The following is a 16110-nucleotide window of genomic DNA, read 5'->3' on the forward strand; positions in this document are numbered from 1 at the left end:
TCCTTGTTTTATATGCAAAATTGGTCAGGTTAAACATTACACGCTTATATCCGTTACGCAACCCCATCACATACGGGCAAACAGAAATTATCCCCATAGGATTTACATGTAATGTAACTTTAACTTCTGTATTCGGCATCGAAGCCCAAATCTTTAGATTGACCGATCCCCGGCCGGAATCTTTACGGTAAAACAGCTCCCCTCACCTTCACTGCTGGCGACTTCGATCCCTCCACCATGCTCCTCGGCAAGGGCCTTGCAAATCGTGAGCCCCAGGCCGGTCCCCTTGTAACCCTTGACCTTTTCCGAACGATAATACTTGTTGAATATCCGCTCCTGGTCCTTTACCGGAATGCCGATACCGGTATCGGAAACCTGCACGACAATGTCCGTAGCGCTGACGAACCCGGAGACCCTTATCTCTCCCCCTTTGGGGGTGAACTTTATGGCATTCCCGATCAGGTTGGAAAAAACCCTGCCGAGTTGCCTGGCGTCAGCCTTGATGATGGGCAGCCCGGGCTCCAGCGAAAGCTTGAACCCGATCCCATGAGTTTCCGCATCCTGGGCCAATTCCGTGCAGCATTCATTCAGAATTTTCCCGACATCGCAGAAATCGCGCCGGATTTCCACAAGGCCGGCATCCAGCCGGTATGAATCGATGATATCCTCAATCATGCCTTGAAGCCTGTGACCGCTTCTCTTCATCTCGGCCAGACATAATATTGCCCGCTCCCGGCGTGAAACATCCGGGTCCCCGGAAAGGGCATCCACATATCCCAGCATCACGGTCAACGGCGACTTGAGGTCATGAGTCATGGTTGCCACGAACTCGTCGCTCTGCCTCTGCTCGCGCCTTTCCTGACTGATATCTCTAAGCTCGTACATGTCCCCCAGGCATGAACCTTCGCGACAGATAACCGACGTCGCCTTTGCCTGTATCACCAAGCCGTGTAAGTTCATCTCCACGTGGTAGTCCCGGCAGTTCTCCCCAAGGAGCTTGTAGATGGCCGTCCTCAAAGGGAGCATATAAACCCTTTTTCCCAAGACCTCATGCCGCGAAATCTGCAGGATCCTTTCCGCGGACTGATTCAGGTAGCAGATGGTACCTTCGTTATCTACCATGACCAGACCGACGGAAAGATTTTCCAGCAGCGACTCGGCCAGTCCCGGGCCTCCCGTAATCTTTCCGGTTACGGCAGAATCGGCTTCATGTGGGGAATTTACTGTTGATTCCATACAGTTACCTATCGGAAACAGAGTCATACTACTTGAGGAAAACTTTCCGGTTTCATCAACCCCATTTTGCTTGTCAGCCCCCTTATTTCCCGGAACCGGACCCGGCAGGTTTGACGCTAGGCAGTTCGCATGGTAAAGAATCCTAATGGCTTGTAACGGCTCGTACGGAGAAATTCATGTTTAAAGCATATCTCACCTCGTTAAGAAGCATCAGAATTTTCATGCTTTCATTCGGCATAATAATGGGAGTGATTTTCCCGTTTTACTCGGCAATATTTTTCGGGAGCGCGGCCTTTACCCCTCTCTATGTCATCGGCTGCATCATTGCCGGTTTGCTTGTGGGTTCATTCTGTTCGGCGATTATCAAGCAGGCGCTGCAAATCCAGCTACAGTACCAGTTCGACGCCCTGGCGCGCATCTCAAAGAATACCGCCCTCGAATACCCCATAGTGGCCGGAGACGAGCTGGAATCCCTGCAGGCCTGCCACAGAAGCTTTCTCGACCGGGTAGTCTCTATGGTCAATAACGTTGCCGAAATTTCGCGGGACTATATTACCAAGTGCAACGATCTCACCGATACCTCGCACAAAATGGTCGAAGGGAATGAAACCCATTCCGTGAAAGAATATGAGACCCTGGAATCGGTCGCCAAGGTCAACGAATTTTTCCGGGCACTTGTCCACGAGATTGAAGAGTTGAGCGTCCGCAGCGACGAACATTCGTCCTTTGCCGGCGAGATCAATTCCACCACCGATTCAATTGCCCAGACAATCCGCAATTATTCCGACAGTGTATTGAACACGTCGGCCTCTATTGAAGAGATGGCCGCCAATCTGAAGGAGATCGCAGGGAACATCGAAGCGCTGTCCTCATCCACGGAACAGACCTCCAGCTCGATCCAGCAGATTACCACGGCAATAAACAACGTCCGGGACAATACCCAGAGAGCTGTGGAGAGTTCCGTAAACGTAAGAATGCTTGCCCAGGACGGAATGAGGGCAATGACCGCAACCCTGAAGGCAATGCATGAAATCGAACAGAGTACCGAGGATTCATTCAATGCCATCGGCCGGCTTTCGGTCTATTCGGCCCGGGTCGGTGAGTTCGTCAAGATGATTCAGGAGGTCGTCGAGCAAACCAACCTGCTCGCCCTGAATGCCTCCATAATCGCGGCTCAGGCTGGCAACCGCGGCAGGGCGTTCGCCGTGGTTGCCGATGAAGTCCGGTTGCTGGCCCATCGGACCGCTTCCTCGGCAAGCGAGATCCAGGAGCTGGTCAAGAACATCCAAAAGGAAACCGCGGCCGTCCAAAGAGCAATCGCAATCGGCAAGGACCGCGGCAAGAGCGGGGTAAAGATCTCGGCCATGACGAGCGATGCCCTGGCAAAAATCGAGCTCACCTCGACCGAGGTTGCCCAGATGATCCAGAAGATCGCGGCGACAACCGTCAAACAGGCCTCCGGCAGCAGGGTCATCGGCGAAGAAGCGGAAAAAAACCTGGAGCGGGTCAGGCAGGTTACCCGTTCGATCAAGGAGCAGGAGCGGGGTACGACCCTTGTTGTTTCGGCCCTTGAGGATATGCGTGACCTGTCGCACAAGGTTATTAGCTCTACGCAGGAACAGACCAAAGGGACGCATGTTTACCTGCAAAGCGTAATTGAAGACAACGATCGCATGAAACAGCTGCGCAAGAAGGCCATGGAACAGTTGAAGCTCAGCAACCACCTGAAAACCTGTATTGAAGAATCGGGCGTTCTGACGCAGGAAAACGTGAGGAACTCAAAGGAGATTTTTACGCAGATCGACATCCTTGCCAAGGGGACGCAAAGGCTGCGACAGGAAATCCTGCCGTTCAGCGGTCAAGAGGAAGAAGCTTCACCATCTCTGCCAGCTGAGGATTTCTGAGGGAATAGCAGACCCTTGTCCCGTCCCGTCTGGCCTCAAGTATACCGTTATCCTTCATGACTTTCAGGTGCTGAGACACCACTGCCTGGGGCAAACCCAGGCATTCCCAGATCTCCTTGACGCATGAACATCGCCCGGATAGACCGGCCACTATTCGCAACCGGACCGGATGCCCCAGAATCCTCAAAATGAGCGCCTGTTGCCTGAAAACGGCTTCGTTTGGCATTTCAACCGTCATTGTTGCACCTGGTAGCCGTTGCGATACCATCCCATAATACCGTCCTGCATATTGTAAACCTCGGCGTACCCTTTGCCGGCCAGAAAACCGGCCACCAGGTTGGAGCGCGAGCCAACGGCGCAATAGACCAGGATCGGGCGGTTTTTCGGGACCTCGTTCAGACGCCGCTCAATCTCATTGATGGGGATCAGAATCGACCCTTTCAGCCGTGCCTGCCGATACTCCTCGTGAGTCCTGACATCGAGGAGATAGATATTTTTCTTCTGGTCGATCATTTTTCTCGCCTCGGTTGAGGAGATATTCCGGTACCCGGCGGAAAAGGCGGTGACCGCGATCAATCCGAGCAGGAAAACCAAAGAGACAATCCTGGACATTTAAATCCTCCCTGTTTGTTTCATTTTATTTCGACTGACGTTCCAACCATGGCAGGGTGAAACTGCCCCGCCAGCTCCTGCTGCATTCTCGCTGCAGCGTGGAATCCGGTGCAATGGGCGCCATAGATCTTGCCGACCCTCATGCTCCGCAGGGCATTCATGGTCGCTGCCAGCTGCTGCGCCGTACAGAAACCGAGATGTGTACCGCCGATCACCGCCTGCACCCGCTCGACTCCGGTGAGCTCCCGTGCCGCCTCAATGGTATTGATCACCCCGGCGTGACAGCAGCCGAGCAACAGCACCAGCCCCTTTTCAGCAACAATCACCAGCGACTGATCGTCGGCAAGAGGATCGGCATGACAGCCGCTGCTGTCGCAGAACATGCCGCTGTCGCCGGTCTCGAAGCTGTTCCGCCGCGGCACATTCCCGGTCAGGAAGATTGCCGGTGCGATCTCCCGGCTACCTTCGCAAAAATCGAACTCGGCCCCGATCCCCCGCAGATAAGCCTCTCCGAAAGGGATGCCGATCGACAGCGCCTCGCCGGTATCTTTCACCCGGTACCGCGGAGTGAAAAGCGCCGGGTGGGCATAGATAGCCTTGCGGCCGGCCAGCTGCAGAAACTGCCGCAGCCCGCCGGTATGATCGTAATGCCCGTGGGAAAGGGCAACCCCCGACACCTTGCGCAGATCCCTGTTCAGCCTGGTCGCGTTGTGAACCAGGGTATCTCCGCCACCGGTGTCGAAGAGAAGCGAGCCGCCATCCCATTCGACCAGCGCGCTGAAACCATGCTCCCCGAGCGTGCCGCTGACCAGCCCAACAGAGTTGTCACATAATACAGTGACCCTGAACTTCATTTTGGGCAACAGTCCTTGGGGAATTTCGGTACGCCGAGCTTGGCCAGGATGTTGAATAGCGGGCAAAACTGGGTGAACCCGGACTGGAACAGGTTAAGCCCGACAAAACCGGTAAACCAGAGCCAGTAGGGGGAGTGAAACTGGGCCAGCAGCAGCGAGATCAATACAAAACTCCCGGCCACGATCCTGACGACACGTTCAATATAGAATTCTTCTTTCATGATATATCTCCTATTTTTCTATCAGGGCAATTCGCGAATTGCCCCTACCGGGCAGACAACAGTTCCGCTATTTTGCCCGCCACCTCTCCGGTCAACACCGGACAGACCCCTTTGTGGTTCTGACGAATGATCTTGCAGCAGGTAAAATCGTATTTCTCTTTGAACCAGACATGCAGTTCGCGGGTCAGGTGCGCGATCCGTTTCTTGTCGTCACCCAGTACCAGCCCAAGCGCAACGGTTCCTCCGGAAACCGCCCCGCAGATGCATCCCGAACCGGAACCGCCCCCGAAACCGCTGACCGTATGGACCAGTGCCTCTGGGGCCTCGGGTGAGAAATGTCTCCTGATCACCTCCAGCACCGCCTCGGCGCAGTGATATTTCCCGGAGCGATACAACGCCTCGGCCTCAACCCGGCAGAGTTCGCCAAGCTCCATGTCTTCGAGCGACTGCTGTTTCTTCTTGAACCACATCAGTCAATACTCCTTTGCGAGTTATATATCATCGAAATCTTCAGTATGGGTATCGATGATTTCCCAATTGTCATTCGTGATGTCGCCTTTGCCACCGTTAACTGTTGCCGTATGTCTCTCTTTCCACGACTGCACAAGATAATAAAGTACCGGTATGGTCACCCTGGACAGGGTTGTCGAGGCGATCTCGCCGCACATCATGGCAATCGCCAGCCCCTGAAAGATCGGATCAAAGACAATGACAAAGCTTCCGACTACCACCGCGCCTGCAGTCAGCAGCATCGGCCTGAACCTTACCGCGCCGGCCTCGATAATCGCTTCGTCCAATGCCATGCCTTCGCGTCGCTTAATCTCGGCAAAATCGATCAGGATGATGGAGTTCCGGACAATGATGCCGGCCAGGGCGATGAATCCGATCATGGAGGTAGCGGTGAAAAACGCCCCGAACAGGGCATGTCCCGGCAGAATGCCGATAAGAGTGAGCGGAATCGGCGCCATTATCACCAGCGGGGTGGTGAAGTCTTTGAACCAGGCCACCACCAGGATGTAGATCAGCACCATCACCGCAGCGAAGGCAAGACCGAGATCGCGGAACACCTCGTAGGTGATGTGCCACTCGCCATCCCATTTGAGGCCGGGCTTTTCTTCGCTCCAGGGTTGCCGGGAAGCGAGCTGCTCGATCTTGTACCCGCCCGGCAGCGCAATGGCGTCAATCTCCTTCTGCATCTTGAGAATCGCGTACACCGGCGCCTCGACAGCCCCGGCCACGTCGCCGATGACATAAACCACGTTTTTCAGATTCTTGCGATACAGCGTCTTCTCCTCAAACCCCGGCACCGGCTTGACCAGTTGGGAAAGCGGAACGTTCCCCTTCTGGCCCGGGAGATAGACCGAAGAAAGCGCTGTGAGTGAACTCCGGTCGCTTACCGGTAGCCGGAGATTAAGGGTTACCGGTTCCTTCTCCTTCGGCAAATGCAGCAACCCGGCATCCATGCCGCCAAGGGCTATCCTGAGCGTCCTGGCTACGTCGTCCGCGGCGATACCGTTGAGGGCGGCCTTTTCCCGATCCACCGCAAATGTCACCTTCTGGCGGTCGTCCTCGCGATACCAGTCCACATCGACAACGCCGGGGGTCCTGGTGAAGATCGCCTTGACCTTCTGCGCAATATCGGCCCGGGTGGCGTCGTCGGGGCCGTACACCTCGGCAACCAAAGTGGAAAGGACCGGCGGACCGGGCGGGATCTCGGCTACCTTGACCCTGGCGCCGTACCTGTCCGCCACTGCCTTAACCAGCGGCCTGACCTTCTTGGCAATGTCGTGCGACTGCAACTTGCGGTCGGCCTTCTGGGCCAGGTTCACCTGCAGATCAGCTAAATTAGACCCCTTGCGCAGATAGTAATGCCTTACCAGCCCGTTGAAATTGAACGGCGAGTTCACACCGACGTAAGTCTGGAAATTGACCACCTCCGGGACTGCCCTGAGCGTATCTCCCATCTCCGCGGCGATCCGGGCGGTCTGCTCCAGCGGCGTGCCGTCCGGGGCATCGATGATCACCTGCAGCTCGTTCTTGTTGTCGAATGGCAGCATCTTGACCGTTACCGCCTTGAAATAGATCAAAGAGCAGGCCAGGAGCAGCAGCACGACCACACCGGCGAGGAAACCGTTGCGCAACGGCTTCCTGTGGATAAGTGCACCCATGGCCCGGCGGTAGAAGGCGGTCAGTTTCGAGTCATCGATCTCATCCCCGCCGCCATGGTGCGATTCCCCCTTCATGAACCGGAAGGCAAAGTACGGTGTTACGATGAAGGCGATGAACATGGAGAGGAGCATCGCCATGCTGGCGCCGACCGGGATCGGCCGCATGTACGGCCCCATCAGCCCGCCGACGAACCCCATCGGCAGAATGGAGCAGATTACGGCGAACGTGGCCAGGACTGTCGGGTTGCCGATCTCGTCCACGGCGCGGATGGCTGCCTCCAGCGGCTTGAGCCGGGTGGTGGTGAAGTAGCGGTGGATGTTTTCCACCACCACAATCGCATCATCCACCAGGATGCCGATGGAAAAGATCAGTGCAAAGAGCGTGATCCGGTTCAGGGTGTAGCCGATCAGGTAGAAGATCAGGATGGTCAGCGCCAGGGTCACCGGGATGGCGATTGCCGCCACTGCTCCGGCACGCCACCCCATGAACAGCGCGATCAGGATGGTAACCGAGATGGCGGCCAGGAACATATGAAACAGCAGTTCATTGTTCTTTTCCCGGGCGGTTTCACCGTAGTTGCGGGTTACGGTTACCTGGACATCGGCAGGGATCACCTTTCCCTTCAGGAATTCGACCTTGTTCATCAGGTCTTCCGCCACCCAGGTGGCATTGGCACCGGTGCGCTTGGCAACCGATATGGTCACTGCCGGAAAATTCTTTCCGGTTGCTCCCGCCGGGATCTGCTTTGCGGCCGCTGGGCCGAAGCCGAAAAAGACATAATCCTGCGGTTCGGAGGCATCGTCCTTTACTGTGGCCACATCGGAGAGGTAGACCGGCCGGTTGTCCCTGACCGCCACGACCAACTGCTGCACCGCTTGGACAGTGGCGAAAAACTCGCCCGTCTGCACCAGCATCTCCCTGTTTGCCGAGCTGAACGCCCCTGCCGGCAGGCTGGAGTTCCCTTTCTGCAGGGCAGCCGCAACCTCGAGCGGAGAAATCCCCCGTGATGCCAGCCGGCCGGCATCGAGGGCAATTCTGACCTGCCTCGTAACGCCGCCGGTAACCAGGGCCTCAGCTACGTTTTCACCCTTCTTCAGCTCGTCGCAGACCTCCTTGGCGACGGACCTGAGCATCGCGTGATCGTAACGGTCGGACCAGAGGGTCAGCGTCAGGATCGGCACGTCGTCGATCGATTTCGGCGCCACGAGAGGTTCACCGGCACCGGGCGGGAGCAGGTTCCGGTTGCTCATCACCTTGTTATACAGCTTGACGAGCGACTTCTCCATGTCCTCGCCCACCAGGTAACGGACCGTTATAATCCCCATTCCGGGGCGGCTCATGGAGTAGAGGTACTCAACCCCCTTGATCTCCCAGAGCTTCCGTTCCAGCGGCTTGACCACCCGCTCCTGGACCTCTGCCGGCGATGCGCCTGGGATCGGCAGGAAGATATCGATCATCGGCACCACGATCTGCGGCTCTTCCTCGCGCGGGGTCATCTTGACCGCAAACAGCCCGAGCAGCAGAGCTGCGACAACTATCAACGGCGTCAGCTTGGAATTTATGAAGGCCCGGGCGATCTTCCCGGCAAATCCGAGGTTGCTCATCAACTCACTCCACTTTCGCGCCGTCGGTTACCTTCTCCGTACCTGCAACCACGACCCGTTCCCCAGCCGAAAGCCCGGAAAGGATCTCCACCTTGTCGCCGATTGCCCGTCCCGGTTTCACCAGTCTCATCCGGGCAATATTTCCGCTGTCGACCACCCAGACCGAGGTTAGTGTTCCTCTTTCCAGTACCGCCATTTTAGGCACCAGCATCCCGCCGGTCTTTCCCAACGGGAAATACGCCCGGCCATAGATTCCGGAACGAAGCCCGTTCCCGGACACGGCAATTTTTGCGGTAAAGGTCCTGCTGGCCGGATCGACAACCGGAACGACCTCGGCGACAGCCGCCAGCCTCGGCTGTTGCCCGTCGAGTGCTATTTCAACCTGCTGGCCGGACGCCACCCGGCCCTTCAGGCTTTCCGGAACCTGGACATGCAGGCGATACCCGGAGTCCGCCTCAAGCGTCGCGATCGGCATACCCGGAAATACCGTGGTGCCCCGGTCGACCGACTTCACCGTGACAACGCCGCTCATCGGGGCCGTCACCCGGGTGTAACCAGAGACGACAGCTGCCCCCCTGGAACTCTCCCGCGCCTGGACAAGCCTTGATTCGGCCCGCAATACCCCCTGCTCGGCAACTTCCTGCTCCGTCTTGCGGTTATCGTATTCCTGCCGGGTAACCGCCTGCTCGGTATAAAGCTTCTGATAACGAAGAAACGTGGCATCGGCCAGTCTTTTCCTGGATTTTGCCTCTTCCAGCGCCCGCCCTGCCTCCTCGACGCCGGCCGCGGCCGCCGAGGCATTGGCCAGCGCCTCGTTCGCCTCCAGGACCGCCAGAACCTGCCCTTTAGTAACCCGGTCCCCTTCCCTGACGGTCATCGCCGTGATCGTTCCGGCAACGCGGACAGCCACAACCGCACTGTTAACGGCCACAACCGTACCGACCGCTTCCAGGCGTTCGGGGATTTCGCCCAGCAGAACCTGCTCAAGCTTCACCCCCTTGACCGCAACAGTTGCGCCGGTCCGGGGGAGCTCTTCCTGCCTGCCTCCGCTGCATCCGGAGATAGCCATAACCGTGGCGACAATAAACGGCAGCACGCGCATCATCATTTCACTACCTCCTGCAGAAACAGCCCTGCATTATGATAAACCCTGGCCGTTGCCAGGGCAAAGTTCGCTTCGTTGTCCGCCAGCCCACCCCGCGCGCGGTTCAGCGCCGTCTGGGCGTCCAGCAGTTCCACTGCCGTGGCCAGGTCACTCTCGAAGCGCCGGTTTACCAGCCGGACCATCTCAACGGCGTCATGAACGGCGCTCCTGGACACCTCAAGCCGCTTGGCAGCCTCGGTACGACGCAAAAGTGATTCCCGGATCTGCAGCCCGATTTCCTGCCGGAGCGCGTTCTGGTAGGATACGCCGGCGTCCCGCAGCGCCTTGGCCTTCTCCAGGTCGCCCTTCCTGATGATTGTATCGAACATCTCCCACCGAAGCGTCGCTCCGACCATCCAACTGTCGTTGTCACGGCCTCCCGGCAGGTCGCGGTCATTCATCTGGTATCTGCCCGATGCGTACAGGGTCGGCCAGTAGCTCCCTCTGACGGCGGCAATCCCGGCATCACCCCGGGCCACTTCGGCCGTCGACTCCTTGAGATCCGCCCGGTTGGCTAACGCCTCTTTTTCGAGGCGTTCCGTCATCATGGTCAACCCCGGCGCCGAGATCATTTCGCTGATATCCGGAGCTGCGCCGGCAGGGAGCCCGGCAATCTGCCCCAACCGCAACCGCGCCAGATTCACTTCATTTTCCGCAGTTATCTGCTGCTGTTCCAGTTCCGCGAGAAACGTTCCGATCCGCAGCTCATCGAACTTGAGCCCGACTCCCGACTCGCGCCGGACGCCGGCAATTCTCCGATGCTCCCTGGCATCGTTAACGGCCTGTTCCGCCACCGACAGCTGCGCCTTGCTCCTCTGGACATCAAGGTATGCGGCATAAACACGGAAGGCGATCTCCTGTCGCCTCTTTTCCAGGGCATGACCGCGCGCGGCCAACTCTTCTCCGGCCACATCACCCGCCCGAAGCAGATTCAGGTCTACAATCGGCTGTTCAATGCCGAACGAGGTCTGGAAATCCCCGGTAGTGGCCGGATGGTTCAGGTCTCCCGCCAGAGAGAAGCGGCCTTCATCAAGCTTCATCATGAATGCCCGGGTTCCGGAGTTGGTCAGCACCGCCTCTTCTTTGAAAGTCACGCGCGGCAGATAGCGAGCGCGGCTGGAGTTCAAGCCGGCCCGGGCAGCAGCGCTCTCGGACGTTGCCGCCTTGATCAGATGGTTCTTTTCCAGGGCAAGAGTCACCGCCTCTTTAAGGCCAAGCGTTTCCGAGGCGGAAGACGTCCCGGCAAGGGACAGAAAAGCTATTGTCATCAGTGATTTATTCAGGCGCATGCGCACCTCCATGCAAACCGGCATATATGCAAATTTCTATATATATTATCTCTATTATGTTGTCAATCCAAATCTACAAAAAATCCCCGGCTATTTAAGAACTAATTACTAAACGTTAATTTTACAACAACTCAAGGAGATTGACAAAGAAAGCGGGGGGAACTAGACTGCCCGGAATTTCCGTAAAGGACTCGGCGTGATCGACAAGGAGAAGTGGCAAAAGCGTTTTCGGGAGATTCTTTCTCTGGACAGCCATCCGGCCCATATTGCGGCAGGATTTGCAGTGGGAACCTTCATCAGCTTTACCCCATTTTTCGGGGTTCATACCCCGATGGCAATAGCAGCGGCATTTTTGTTCCGGCTCAACAAGCTTACCTGCATAACCGGCGCCTGGGTAAATACGCCCCTGACTGTAGCACCGGCACTTATCCTGAGCCACAAACTCGGTCAGATGCTGCTGGGGCTACCACCGATGGAAATCTCGTTCAGCAGCCTGGAATGGAGCGATCTGAAAGAGCATGCAGCCTCGCTGATCCTGGGCTCCTCGCTGCTCGGCTTTGCCGCAGCCCTGGTAGGATACGCTGCCTGCTACTGGCTGGTGATCAGATTCAGGAAAAAGGACGACTCCCTGGCCGAGATAACCAGAGAGATGGAGGAGGTTGGCGAAGAACTCGATGAATGATTGCTGCTTTAAACTTCCGTAAACTTCGGGCTATTGCCCCAGAAACGGGCTGAAAATAAGGTAGACCATCGCTGACATGATTCCAGCGGCAGGGATGGTAAGAACCCAGGCAATAAGTATCCTCCCGGCAACCTTCCAGTTTACGGCGGTCAGCCTCTTGGAAAGACCAACGCCAAGGATCGAAGAGGTCACCACATGGGTGGTGCTGGTCGGAAGCCCGAAGAGCGAGGCCCCGAAGATAACCGATGTTGCGGCCGAATCGACCGAGAAGCCGGTCATCGGCTGAAGCTTGACAAAGTCCCGGCCCACAGTCTTGATGATGCGCCATCCGCCGGCGGCAGTGCCGCAGGCCATGGCAATTGCACAGGCCATCTTTACCCACATCGGCACCTCGAAGGTCGGTATCATGCCATAGGATAAAAGAGCCATGGTTATGACCCCCATGGATTTCTGGGCATCGGCGGTGCCGTGTGAAAAAGCCATTAAAGAGGCCGAAAGCACCTGCATTCTTCTGAAATTACGGTTGATCCCCGCAGGCGAGTGCTGTTTAAAAGTGTTGCTGAACAGCACTACGAAAAAAAATCCCATTATGGTCCCGAGAACCGGGGAGATCACGAGTGCCAGGATTAGTTTTTTTCAATCCTGCCCAGATGAGGGCGGAAGGGCCGACATGGGTGATGACCGCACCAACGATGCCGCCGACAATGGCATGGGAGGATGAGGACGGCAATCCGAAGTACCAGGTGATGACATTCCAGATGATTGCCCCCACTACTCCGGCCAGAACCACCATCTGAGTCAACTGATTGGCGGCCACTATCCCTGTACCGATGGTCTTTGCCACCTTGGTAAAGGTCATTGCCCCGACGAAGTTGAGCGTTGCCGCCAGGACGATTGCCCCTTTAACAGATAGAGCCCTCGTGGAAACACTGGTGGCAATGGCATTGGCAGTATCATGAAAACCGTTGATATAATCGAACAACAACGCGAACAGAACAACCAGGCAAAGCATGATGAATGCCGGCTCAAGCATTCTTGACCACCACGCTTTCCAGGATGTTGGCCGCATCTTCACACTTGTCGGTAGCTCGCTCCAGCGTCTCGTAGATCTCTTTCCACTTGATCAGCTGAATCGCATCCTTCTCCTCGTCGAAAAGCTTGCTGATCGCCTCGCGACAAACCCGGTCAGCCTCGTTCTCCAGGGCATTGACCTCGACGCAATATTCGGCGATCGGCTCCAGCTTGCCGCCAAGCAGGGCAACCGCTTTATCAATGGTCTGGCAGGACTTGAGTATGATAAAGGCGAGCTGCTTCGCCTCTGTCGTCGGCTTCTCCACGTTGTACATGATAAATCTCTGGGCCGATGCATCGATAAGATCCATGATATCGTCAAGCGCAGCCGATAGCGCGTAAATATCCTCCCGGTCAAAGGGGGTGATGAAGCTCTTGTTCAGCTTCTTGATGATGTCGTGCGTCAACTGGTCGCACCGGTGTTCAAGTTCCTTGATATTCTTCTGGCTCATAACCGGGTCTTCGAAATTATCCATCAGATCTTTCAGGAGATTTGCCCCTTCGATGATGGTGACCGTCATCTCCTTGAACATGGCAAAAAACTTTTCCTCTTTGGGAATAAGTCCGAACATGTAGACCCCCTGAATTAACCAGCACTTAGATTCACAAACAAACCGATTATATGTAACACAATCCAATCACTAATGCCACAGCTATGTGACAATCACCATACGGATCAGGGAGGTGGCACATCCTAATATCCCTTGCATTTCTTCCCCCCCTGTTCTACCTTTGTTCAGCTGCAGACAAGGAGGAAAGAGGCAAAAATGGACCAATACCATGCTCTTCTGCTCGGAGCACTCCAGGGCCTTACCGAGGTTCTGCCGATCAGCAGTTCCGGCCACCTGATCCTGCTCCCACGGCTGCTTGGCTGGCCGGAATCGGGACTCACTTTTGACGTGGCCCTCCATCTCGGAACCATGCTGGCGCTCTGCGCCTATTTCTGGCGCGACATCGTCGAACTTACCATGAATTTTTTCTCCGGCCTGTCGGGAAAGGGAGTACGATCTCCCCAGCAACGCCTCCCCTTCTACATCATTGCCGGTACCATTCCTGCCGCAGTTGTCGGCAAAATGTTCGAAGAGCCGATAGAAAACGTCTTCCGAACGAGCCCGATGCTCATTGCCGGTTTCCTCATCGGCTTCGGCCTCCTGCTGGCATTTGCCGACACCATGGGCGCCAAACGCTGGAAACTGGAGCGGCTCACGTTCGGCAGCGCCTTGATGGTCGGTTTGGCGCAGTGCCTGGCCTTGATACCCGGTGTTTCTCGTTCCGGAATAACCATTACCGCCGCCCTGCTTCTCGGGTACAACCGCGAGACCTCGGCGCGATTCTCGTTTCTGCTCTCGCTCCCGATTGTAGCCGGCGCCGGCATCCTGAAACTAGGCCACCTGTTCAAACACGGCATACCTACCGGCGAAACCCGGCCGCTGCTGATCGGAGTGGCGGTATCGGCAATTTTCGGCTATGCCAGCGTCGCCTTTCTCCTCAAATACGTCCAGCGTAATTCATTATATCTGTTTGTCTGGTATCGGTTGATTGCCGGTGCCGGCGTCATTGTCTGGCTGATTGCGGCACGCTAGGAGAACTCTGTGGCGGGCGGTATAAAAGAGTGGCCCGAAGGGGAACGGCCAAGAGAAAGATTGATCAGATCCGGAGCTGATGGGCTTTCTGATGCCGAGCTCCTGGCTCTGATTATCAGGACCGGCGACTTCAGCGCCAAGGTCAGCGCCATTGATCTGGGCAGGGAGCTTTTGCGGGAGTTCGGCGACCTGCGGGGGCTTGCCAGGGCATCGGTTGCCGAAATCTGCCGAGTCAAAGGGGCAGGCCCGGCCAAAGCGGCATCCATAAAAGCTGCGCTTGAACTTGCCGGCCGCTGCGACAGCCACGACATCACCGCCCAGGAACGATACAGTTCATCCCTGCAGGTTTACGAGCACTATCGCTTTCGCTTTCGCGACCGGAAAAAGGAATATGTCATGGCGCTGCTCCTTGACGGCAAGAACCGGGTCATCCGGGAAGTTCCGATTTCCGAAGGATCGCTAAACCAGAGCATCGTTCACCCGCGGGAGGTATTCAATCCTGCGGTGCGCGACTCTGCTGCGGCGATTATCCTGGTTCACAATCACCCCACCGGCGACCCCTCGCCAAGCCGTGAGGATCTGGAGCTGACCCGCAGGCTCAGGGAAGCGGGAGAGGTGATGGGGATCCGGGTCCTGGACCACGTCATTATCGGCGACGGGAGCTATGTCAGCCTTGCCGATAAAGGCTATCTATAACCTCAGTGCAATCCCTCCCCGGTGGTCGTCATCACCAGCTTCCCATGCTTCACCCCCTTGACCCCGATCAGTTCATCGGCAATCCGCTTCACGTCCCGGGTCGGCCCGCGCACCACCAGCACCTCCAGGCAGTTGTGGGCATCCAGGTGGATATGCAGCGCCGAAATGATCTGGTCATGGTGGGCATGCTGGTGCTCGGTCAGCTTGTCGGAAAGATCGCGCACATGATGGTTGTAGACCAGCGTTACCGTCCCCACTACCTCGGCATCCTCAGAAGCGACCCGGTTCTCCACCAGCGAGGCGCGGATCAGATCACGGATCGCCTCGGAACGGTTCATATACCGCTTCTCCTCGATCAACTCATCAAAGCTTTCCAGCAGCTTTTCATCCAGTGAAATCCCGAATCTGACCGTGGTTCCCATATTGGGACACCTCCCCGGAGTTTATTCATGTGGGGCGATAGTAACCGATTTCCCTCTACAAACAAAAAGGAAATTTAGCAATCCGGCACCGCTTAATTCGGTTGGGTTTCATGCAAAAAGTCCGCATCGCCAGGACAGATGCGGACTCATTATCTACTGCGGCAACTCTTTGATGGCTGCAGCCGACACCTCATCCCAACTGGATAACCTGCCGCCGTAATCGTGGACAAAGCTTTGCGCTTCCTGTTGCGACGCAAACGCCCAGGCGGGATTCGCGGTCATCACCCCACGTTTCCGCCCCCCCATGACCCAGAACGCCTTAGTGGCATCCAGTAATTCATGGTTGTTCCGGTCGGCCACCAACAGCGATGCGGCCTTTTTGTCAGGATAGGTTTTCAGTTCCGTGACCGCGCAATGCAGGCTGCAAATCCCGGTCTGGCTCCCGTCGGCATAAATTATCAGCATCCGGCTGTAGCCGTAGGCTTTGCGGTCCATGCCACAATGCGAGCAGGAGCGATGCTTCTCGATGTCGTCGTGGGCAAGCACCGGGAAAGCGGCCATCAGGAGCAGAGAGGCGCTGACGATCCATCCGATAATGTTTCTGCAGCTCATATACCTCTTCC

General features: G+C 56.6%; 16 protein-coding genes and 1 pseudogene. 4 read left to right on the forward strand and 13 right to left on the reverse strand.

Annotated elements, in window-relative coordinates:
• Positions 1-153: 153 nt before the first annotated feature.
• Positions 154-1236 (reverse strand): ATP-binding protein, encoded by a 1083-nt coding sequence (locus OR1_RS09705; protein ID WP_160295236.1) that lies wholly within the window; start codon positions 1234-1236, stop codon positions 154-156.
• Between the two features lie 176 nt (positions 1237-1412).
• On the opposite strand from OR1_RS09705, the gene OR1_RS09710 reads away from it, so the two are divergent.
• The gene (locus OR1_RS09710; RefSeq protein ID WP_041971552.1) at positions 1413-3140 is read left to right on the forward strand and encodes a methyl-accepting chemotaxis protein; all 1728 of its coding nucleotides are present in this window, start codon (positions 1413-1415) and stop codon (positions 3138-3140) included.
• On the opposite strand, the gene OR1_RS21555 is transcribed toward OR1_RS09710, so the two are convergent.
• Genes OR1_RS21555 through OR1_RS09745 form a run of 8 tightly spaced genes read right to left on the reverse strand, consistent with a single transcriptional unit; the run spans position 3088 to position 11033 of the window.
• On the reverse strand, positions 3088-3378 hold the full coding sequence (locus tag OR1_RS21555; RefSeq protein WP_082002891.1) for a helix-turn-helix transcriptional regulator: 291 nt from the start codon (positions 3376-3378) through the stop codon (positions 3088-3090). The two genes, OR1_RS09710 and OR1_RS21555, sit on opposite strands and share 53 nt — an antisense overlap.
• Positions 3375-3752: a rhodanese-like domain-containing protein gene (locus OR1_RS09715; protein ID WP_041971553.1), complete on the reverse strand. Its 378-nt coding sequence runs from the start codon at positions 3750-3752 to the stop codon at positions 3375-3377. Before OR1_RS09715 ends, OR1_RS21555 begins: the two co-directional genes overlap by 4 nt.
• 20 nt (positions 3753-3772) lie before the next feature.
• Entirely contained in the window at positions 3773-4606 is an 834-nt protein-coding gene (locus OR1_RS09720) for an MBL fold metallo-hydrolase (RefSeq protein ID WP_041971554.1), read from the reverse strand.
• Entirely contained in the window at positions 4603-4827 is a 225-nt protein-coding gene (locus OR1_RS09725; RefSeq protein ID WP_041971555.1) for a DUF2892 domain-containing protein, read from the reverse strand. The genes OR1_RS09720 and OR1_RS09725 overlap by 4 nt, the downstream gene beginning before the upstream one ends.
• Positions 4828-4871: 44 nt before the next feature.
• Entirely contained in the window at positions 4872-5297 is a 426-nt protein-coding gene (locus OR1_RS09730) for a C-GCAxxG-C-C family protein (protein ID WP_041971556.1), read from the reverse strand.
• Between the two features lie 21 nt (positions 5298-5318).
• Positions 5319-8600, reverse strand: a complete 3282-nt coding sequence (locus OR1_RS09735) for an efflux RND transporter permease subunit (RefSeq protein WP_041971557.1) — start codon at positions 8598-8600, stop codon at positions 5319-5321.
• Between the two features lie 4 nt (positions 8601-8604).
• Positions 8605-9708, reverse strand: coding sequence for an efflux RND transporter periplasmic adaptor subunit (locus OR1_RS09740; protein WP_041971558.1), 1104 nt, complete (start codon positions 9706-9708; stop codon positions 8605-8607).
• Complete coding sequence (locus tag OR1_RS09745) at positions 9705-11033, reverse strand: TolC family protein (protein ID WP_041971560.1); 1329 nt, start codon at positions 11031-11033, stop codon at positions 9705-9707. Before OR1_RS09745 ends, OR1_RS09740 begins: the two co-directional genes overlap by 4 nt.
• A 196-nt stretch (positions 11034-11229) precedes the next feature.
• Here OR1_RS09745 and OR1_RS09750 point away from each other — a divergent pair, with 196 nt between their 5' ends.
• Positions 11230-11715 carry a DUF2062 domain-containing protein gene (locus tag OR1_RS09750; RefSeq protein ID WP_041971561.1) on the forward strand — a complete coding sequence of 162 codons (486 nt, stop codon included), beginning with the start codon at positions 11230-11232 and terminating at the stop codon, positions 11713-11715.
• A gap of 30 nt (positions 11716-11745) precedes the next feature.
• On the opposite strand, the pseudogene OR1_RS23270 reads toward OR1_RS09750, so the two are convergent.
• Together OR1_RS23270 and OR1_RS09760 are read right to left on the reverse strand one after the other, a co-directional pair.
• Positions 11746-12748, reverse strand: a pseudogene (locus OR1_RS23270) (anion permease).
• Complete coding sequence (locus tag OR1_RS09760; protein WP_041971562.1) at positions 12741-13358, reverse strand: DUF47 domain-containing protein; 618 nt, start codon at positions 13356-13358, stop codon at positions 12741-12743. Before OR1_RS09760 ends, OR1_RS23270 begins: the two are co-directional and overlap by 8 nt.
• 195 nt (positions 13359-13553) lie before the next feature.
• Here OR1_RS09760 and uppP point away from each other — a divergent pair, with 195 nt between their 5' ends.
• Entirely contained in the window at positions 13554-14369 is an 816-nt protein-coding gene (gene uppP, locus OR1_RS09765) for an undecaprenyl-diphosphatase UppP (protein WP_041971564.1), read from the forward strand.
• 9 nt (positions 14370-14378) lie between these two features.
• Positions 14379-15065, forward strand: coding sequence for a DNA repair protein RadC (gene radC / locus OR1_RS09770; RefSeq protein WP_041971565.1), 687 nt, complete (start codon positions 14379-14381; stop codon positions 15063-15065).
• A gap of 2 nt (positions 15066-15067) precedes the next feature.
• Here radC and nikR read toward each other — a convergent pair whose 3' ends face one another.
• Both nikR and OR1_RS09780 read right to left on the reverse strand, forming a co-directional pair.
• Positions 15068-15487: a nickel-responsive transcriptional regulator NikR gene (gene nikR / locus OR1_RS09775; protein WP_041971566.1), complete on the reverse strand. Its 420-nt coding sequence runs from the start codon at positions 15485-15487 to the stop codon at positions 15068-15070.
• 153 nt (positions 15488-15640) lie between these two features.
• Entirely contained in the window at positions 15641-16099 is a 459-nt protein-coding gene (locus OR1_RS09780) for a nitrous oxide reductase accessory protein NosL (protein WP_041971567.1), read from the reverse strand.
• Between the last annotated feature and the right edge of the window lie 11 nt (positions 16100-16110).

Source organism: Geobacter sp. OR-1 (genome assembly GCF_000813145.1).
Taxonomy (GTDB): domain Bacteria; phylum Desulfobacterota; class Desulfuromonadia; order Geobacterales; family DSM-12255; genus Geoanaerobacter.

Bases quoted from the DNA above. Each gene is read 5' to 3' on its own strand.
- OR1_RS09705 (WP_160295236.1), bottom strand. From the start codon at position 1,236: ATGGAATCAACAGTAAATTCCCCACATGAAGCCGATTCTGCCGTAACC.
- OR1_RS09725 (WP_041971555.1), bottom strand. From the start codon at position 4,827: ATGAAAGAAGAATTCTATATTGAACGTGTCGTCAGGATCGTGGCCGGG.
- OR1_RS09730 (WP_041971556.1), bottom strand. From the start codon at position 5,297: ATGTGGTTCAAGAAGAAACAGCAGTCGCTCGAAGACATGGAGCTTGGC.
- OR1_RS09715 (WP_041971553.1), bottom strand. From the start codon at position 3,752: ATGTCCAGGATTGTCTCTTTGGTTTTCCTGCTCGGATTGATCGCGGTC.
- OR1_RS09740 (WP_041971558.1), bottom strand. From the start codon at position 9,708: ATGATGATGCGCGTGCTGCCGTTTATTGTCGCCACGGTTATGGCTATC.
- OR1_RS09760 (WP_041971562.1), bottom strand. From the start codon at position 13,358: ATGTTCGGACTTATTCCCAAAGAGGAAAAGTTTTTTGCCATGTTCAAG.
- nikR (WP_041971566.1), bottom strand. From the start codon at position 15,487: ATGGGAACCACGGTCAGATTCGGGATTTCACTGGATGAAAAGCTGCTG.
- OR1_RS09780 (WP_041971567.1), bottom strand. From the start codon at position 16,099: ATGAGCTGCAGAAACATTATCGGATGGATCGTCAGCGCCTCTCTGCTC.
- OR1_RS09745 (WP_041971560.1), bottom strand. From the start codon at position 11,033: ATGCGCCTGAATAAATCACTGATGACAATAGCTTTTCTGTCCCTTGCC.
- uppP (WP_041971564.1), top strand. From the start codon at position 13,554: ATGGACCAATACCATGCTCTTCTGCTCGGAGCACTCCAGGGCCTTACC.
- OR1_RS09710 (WP_041971552.1), top strand. From the start codon at position 1,413: ATGTTTAAAGCATATCTCACCTCGTTAAGAAGCATCAGAATTTTCATG.
- OR1_RS21555 (WP_082002891.1), bottom strand. From the start codon at position 3,378: ATGACGGTTGAAATGCCAAACGAAGCCGTTTTCAGGCAACAGGCGCTC.
- OR1_RS09735 (WP_041971557.1), bottom strand. From the start codon at position 8,600: ATGAGCAACCTCGGATTTGCCGGGAAGATCGCCCGGGCCTTCATAAAT.
- OR1_RS09720 (WP_041971554.1), bottom strand. From the start codon at position 4,606: ATGAAGTTCAGGGTCACTGTATTATGTGACAACTCTGTTGGGCTGGTC.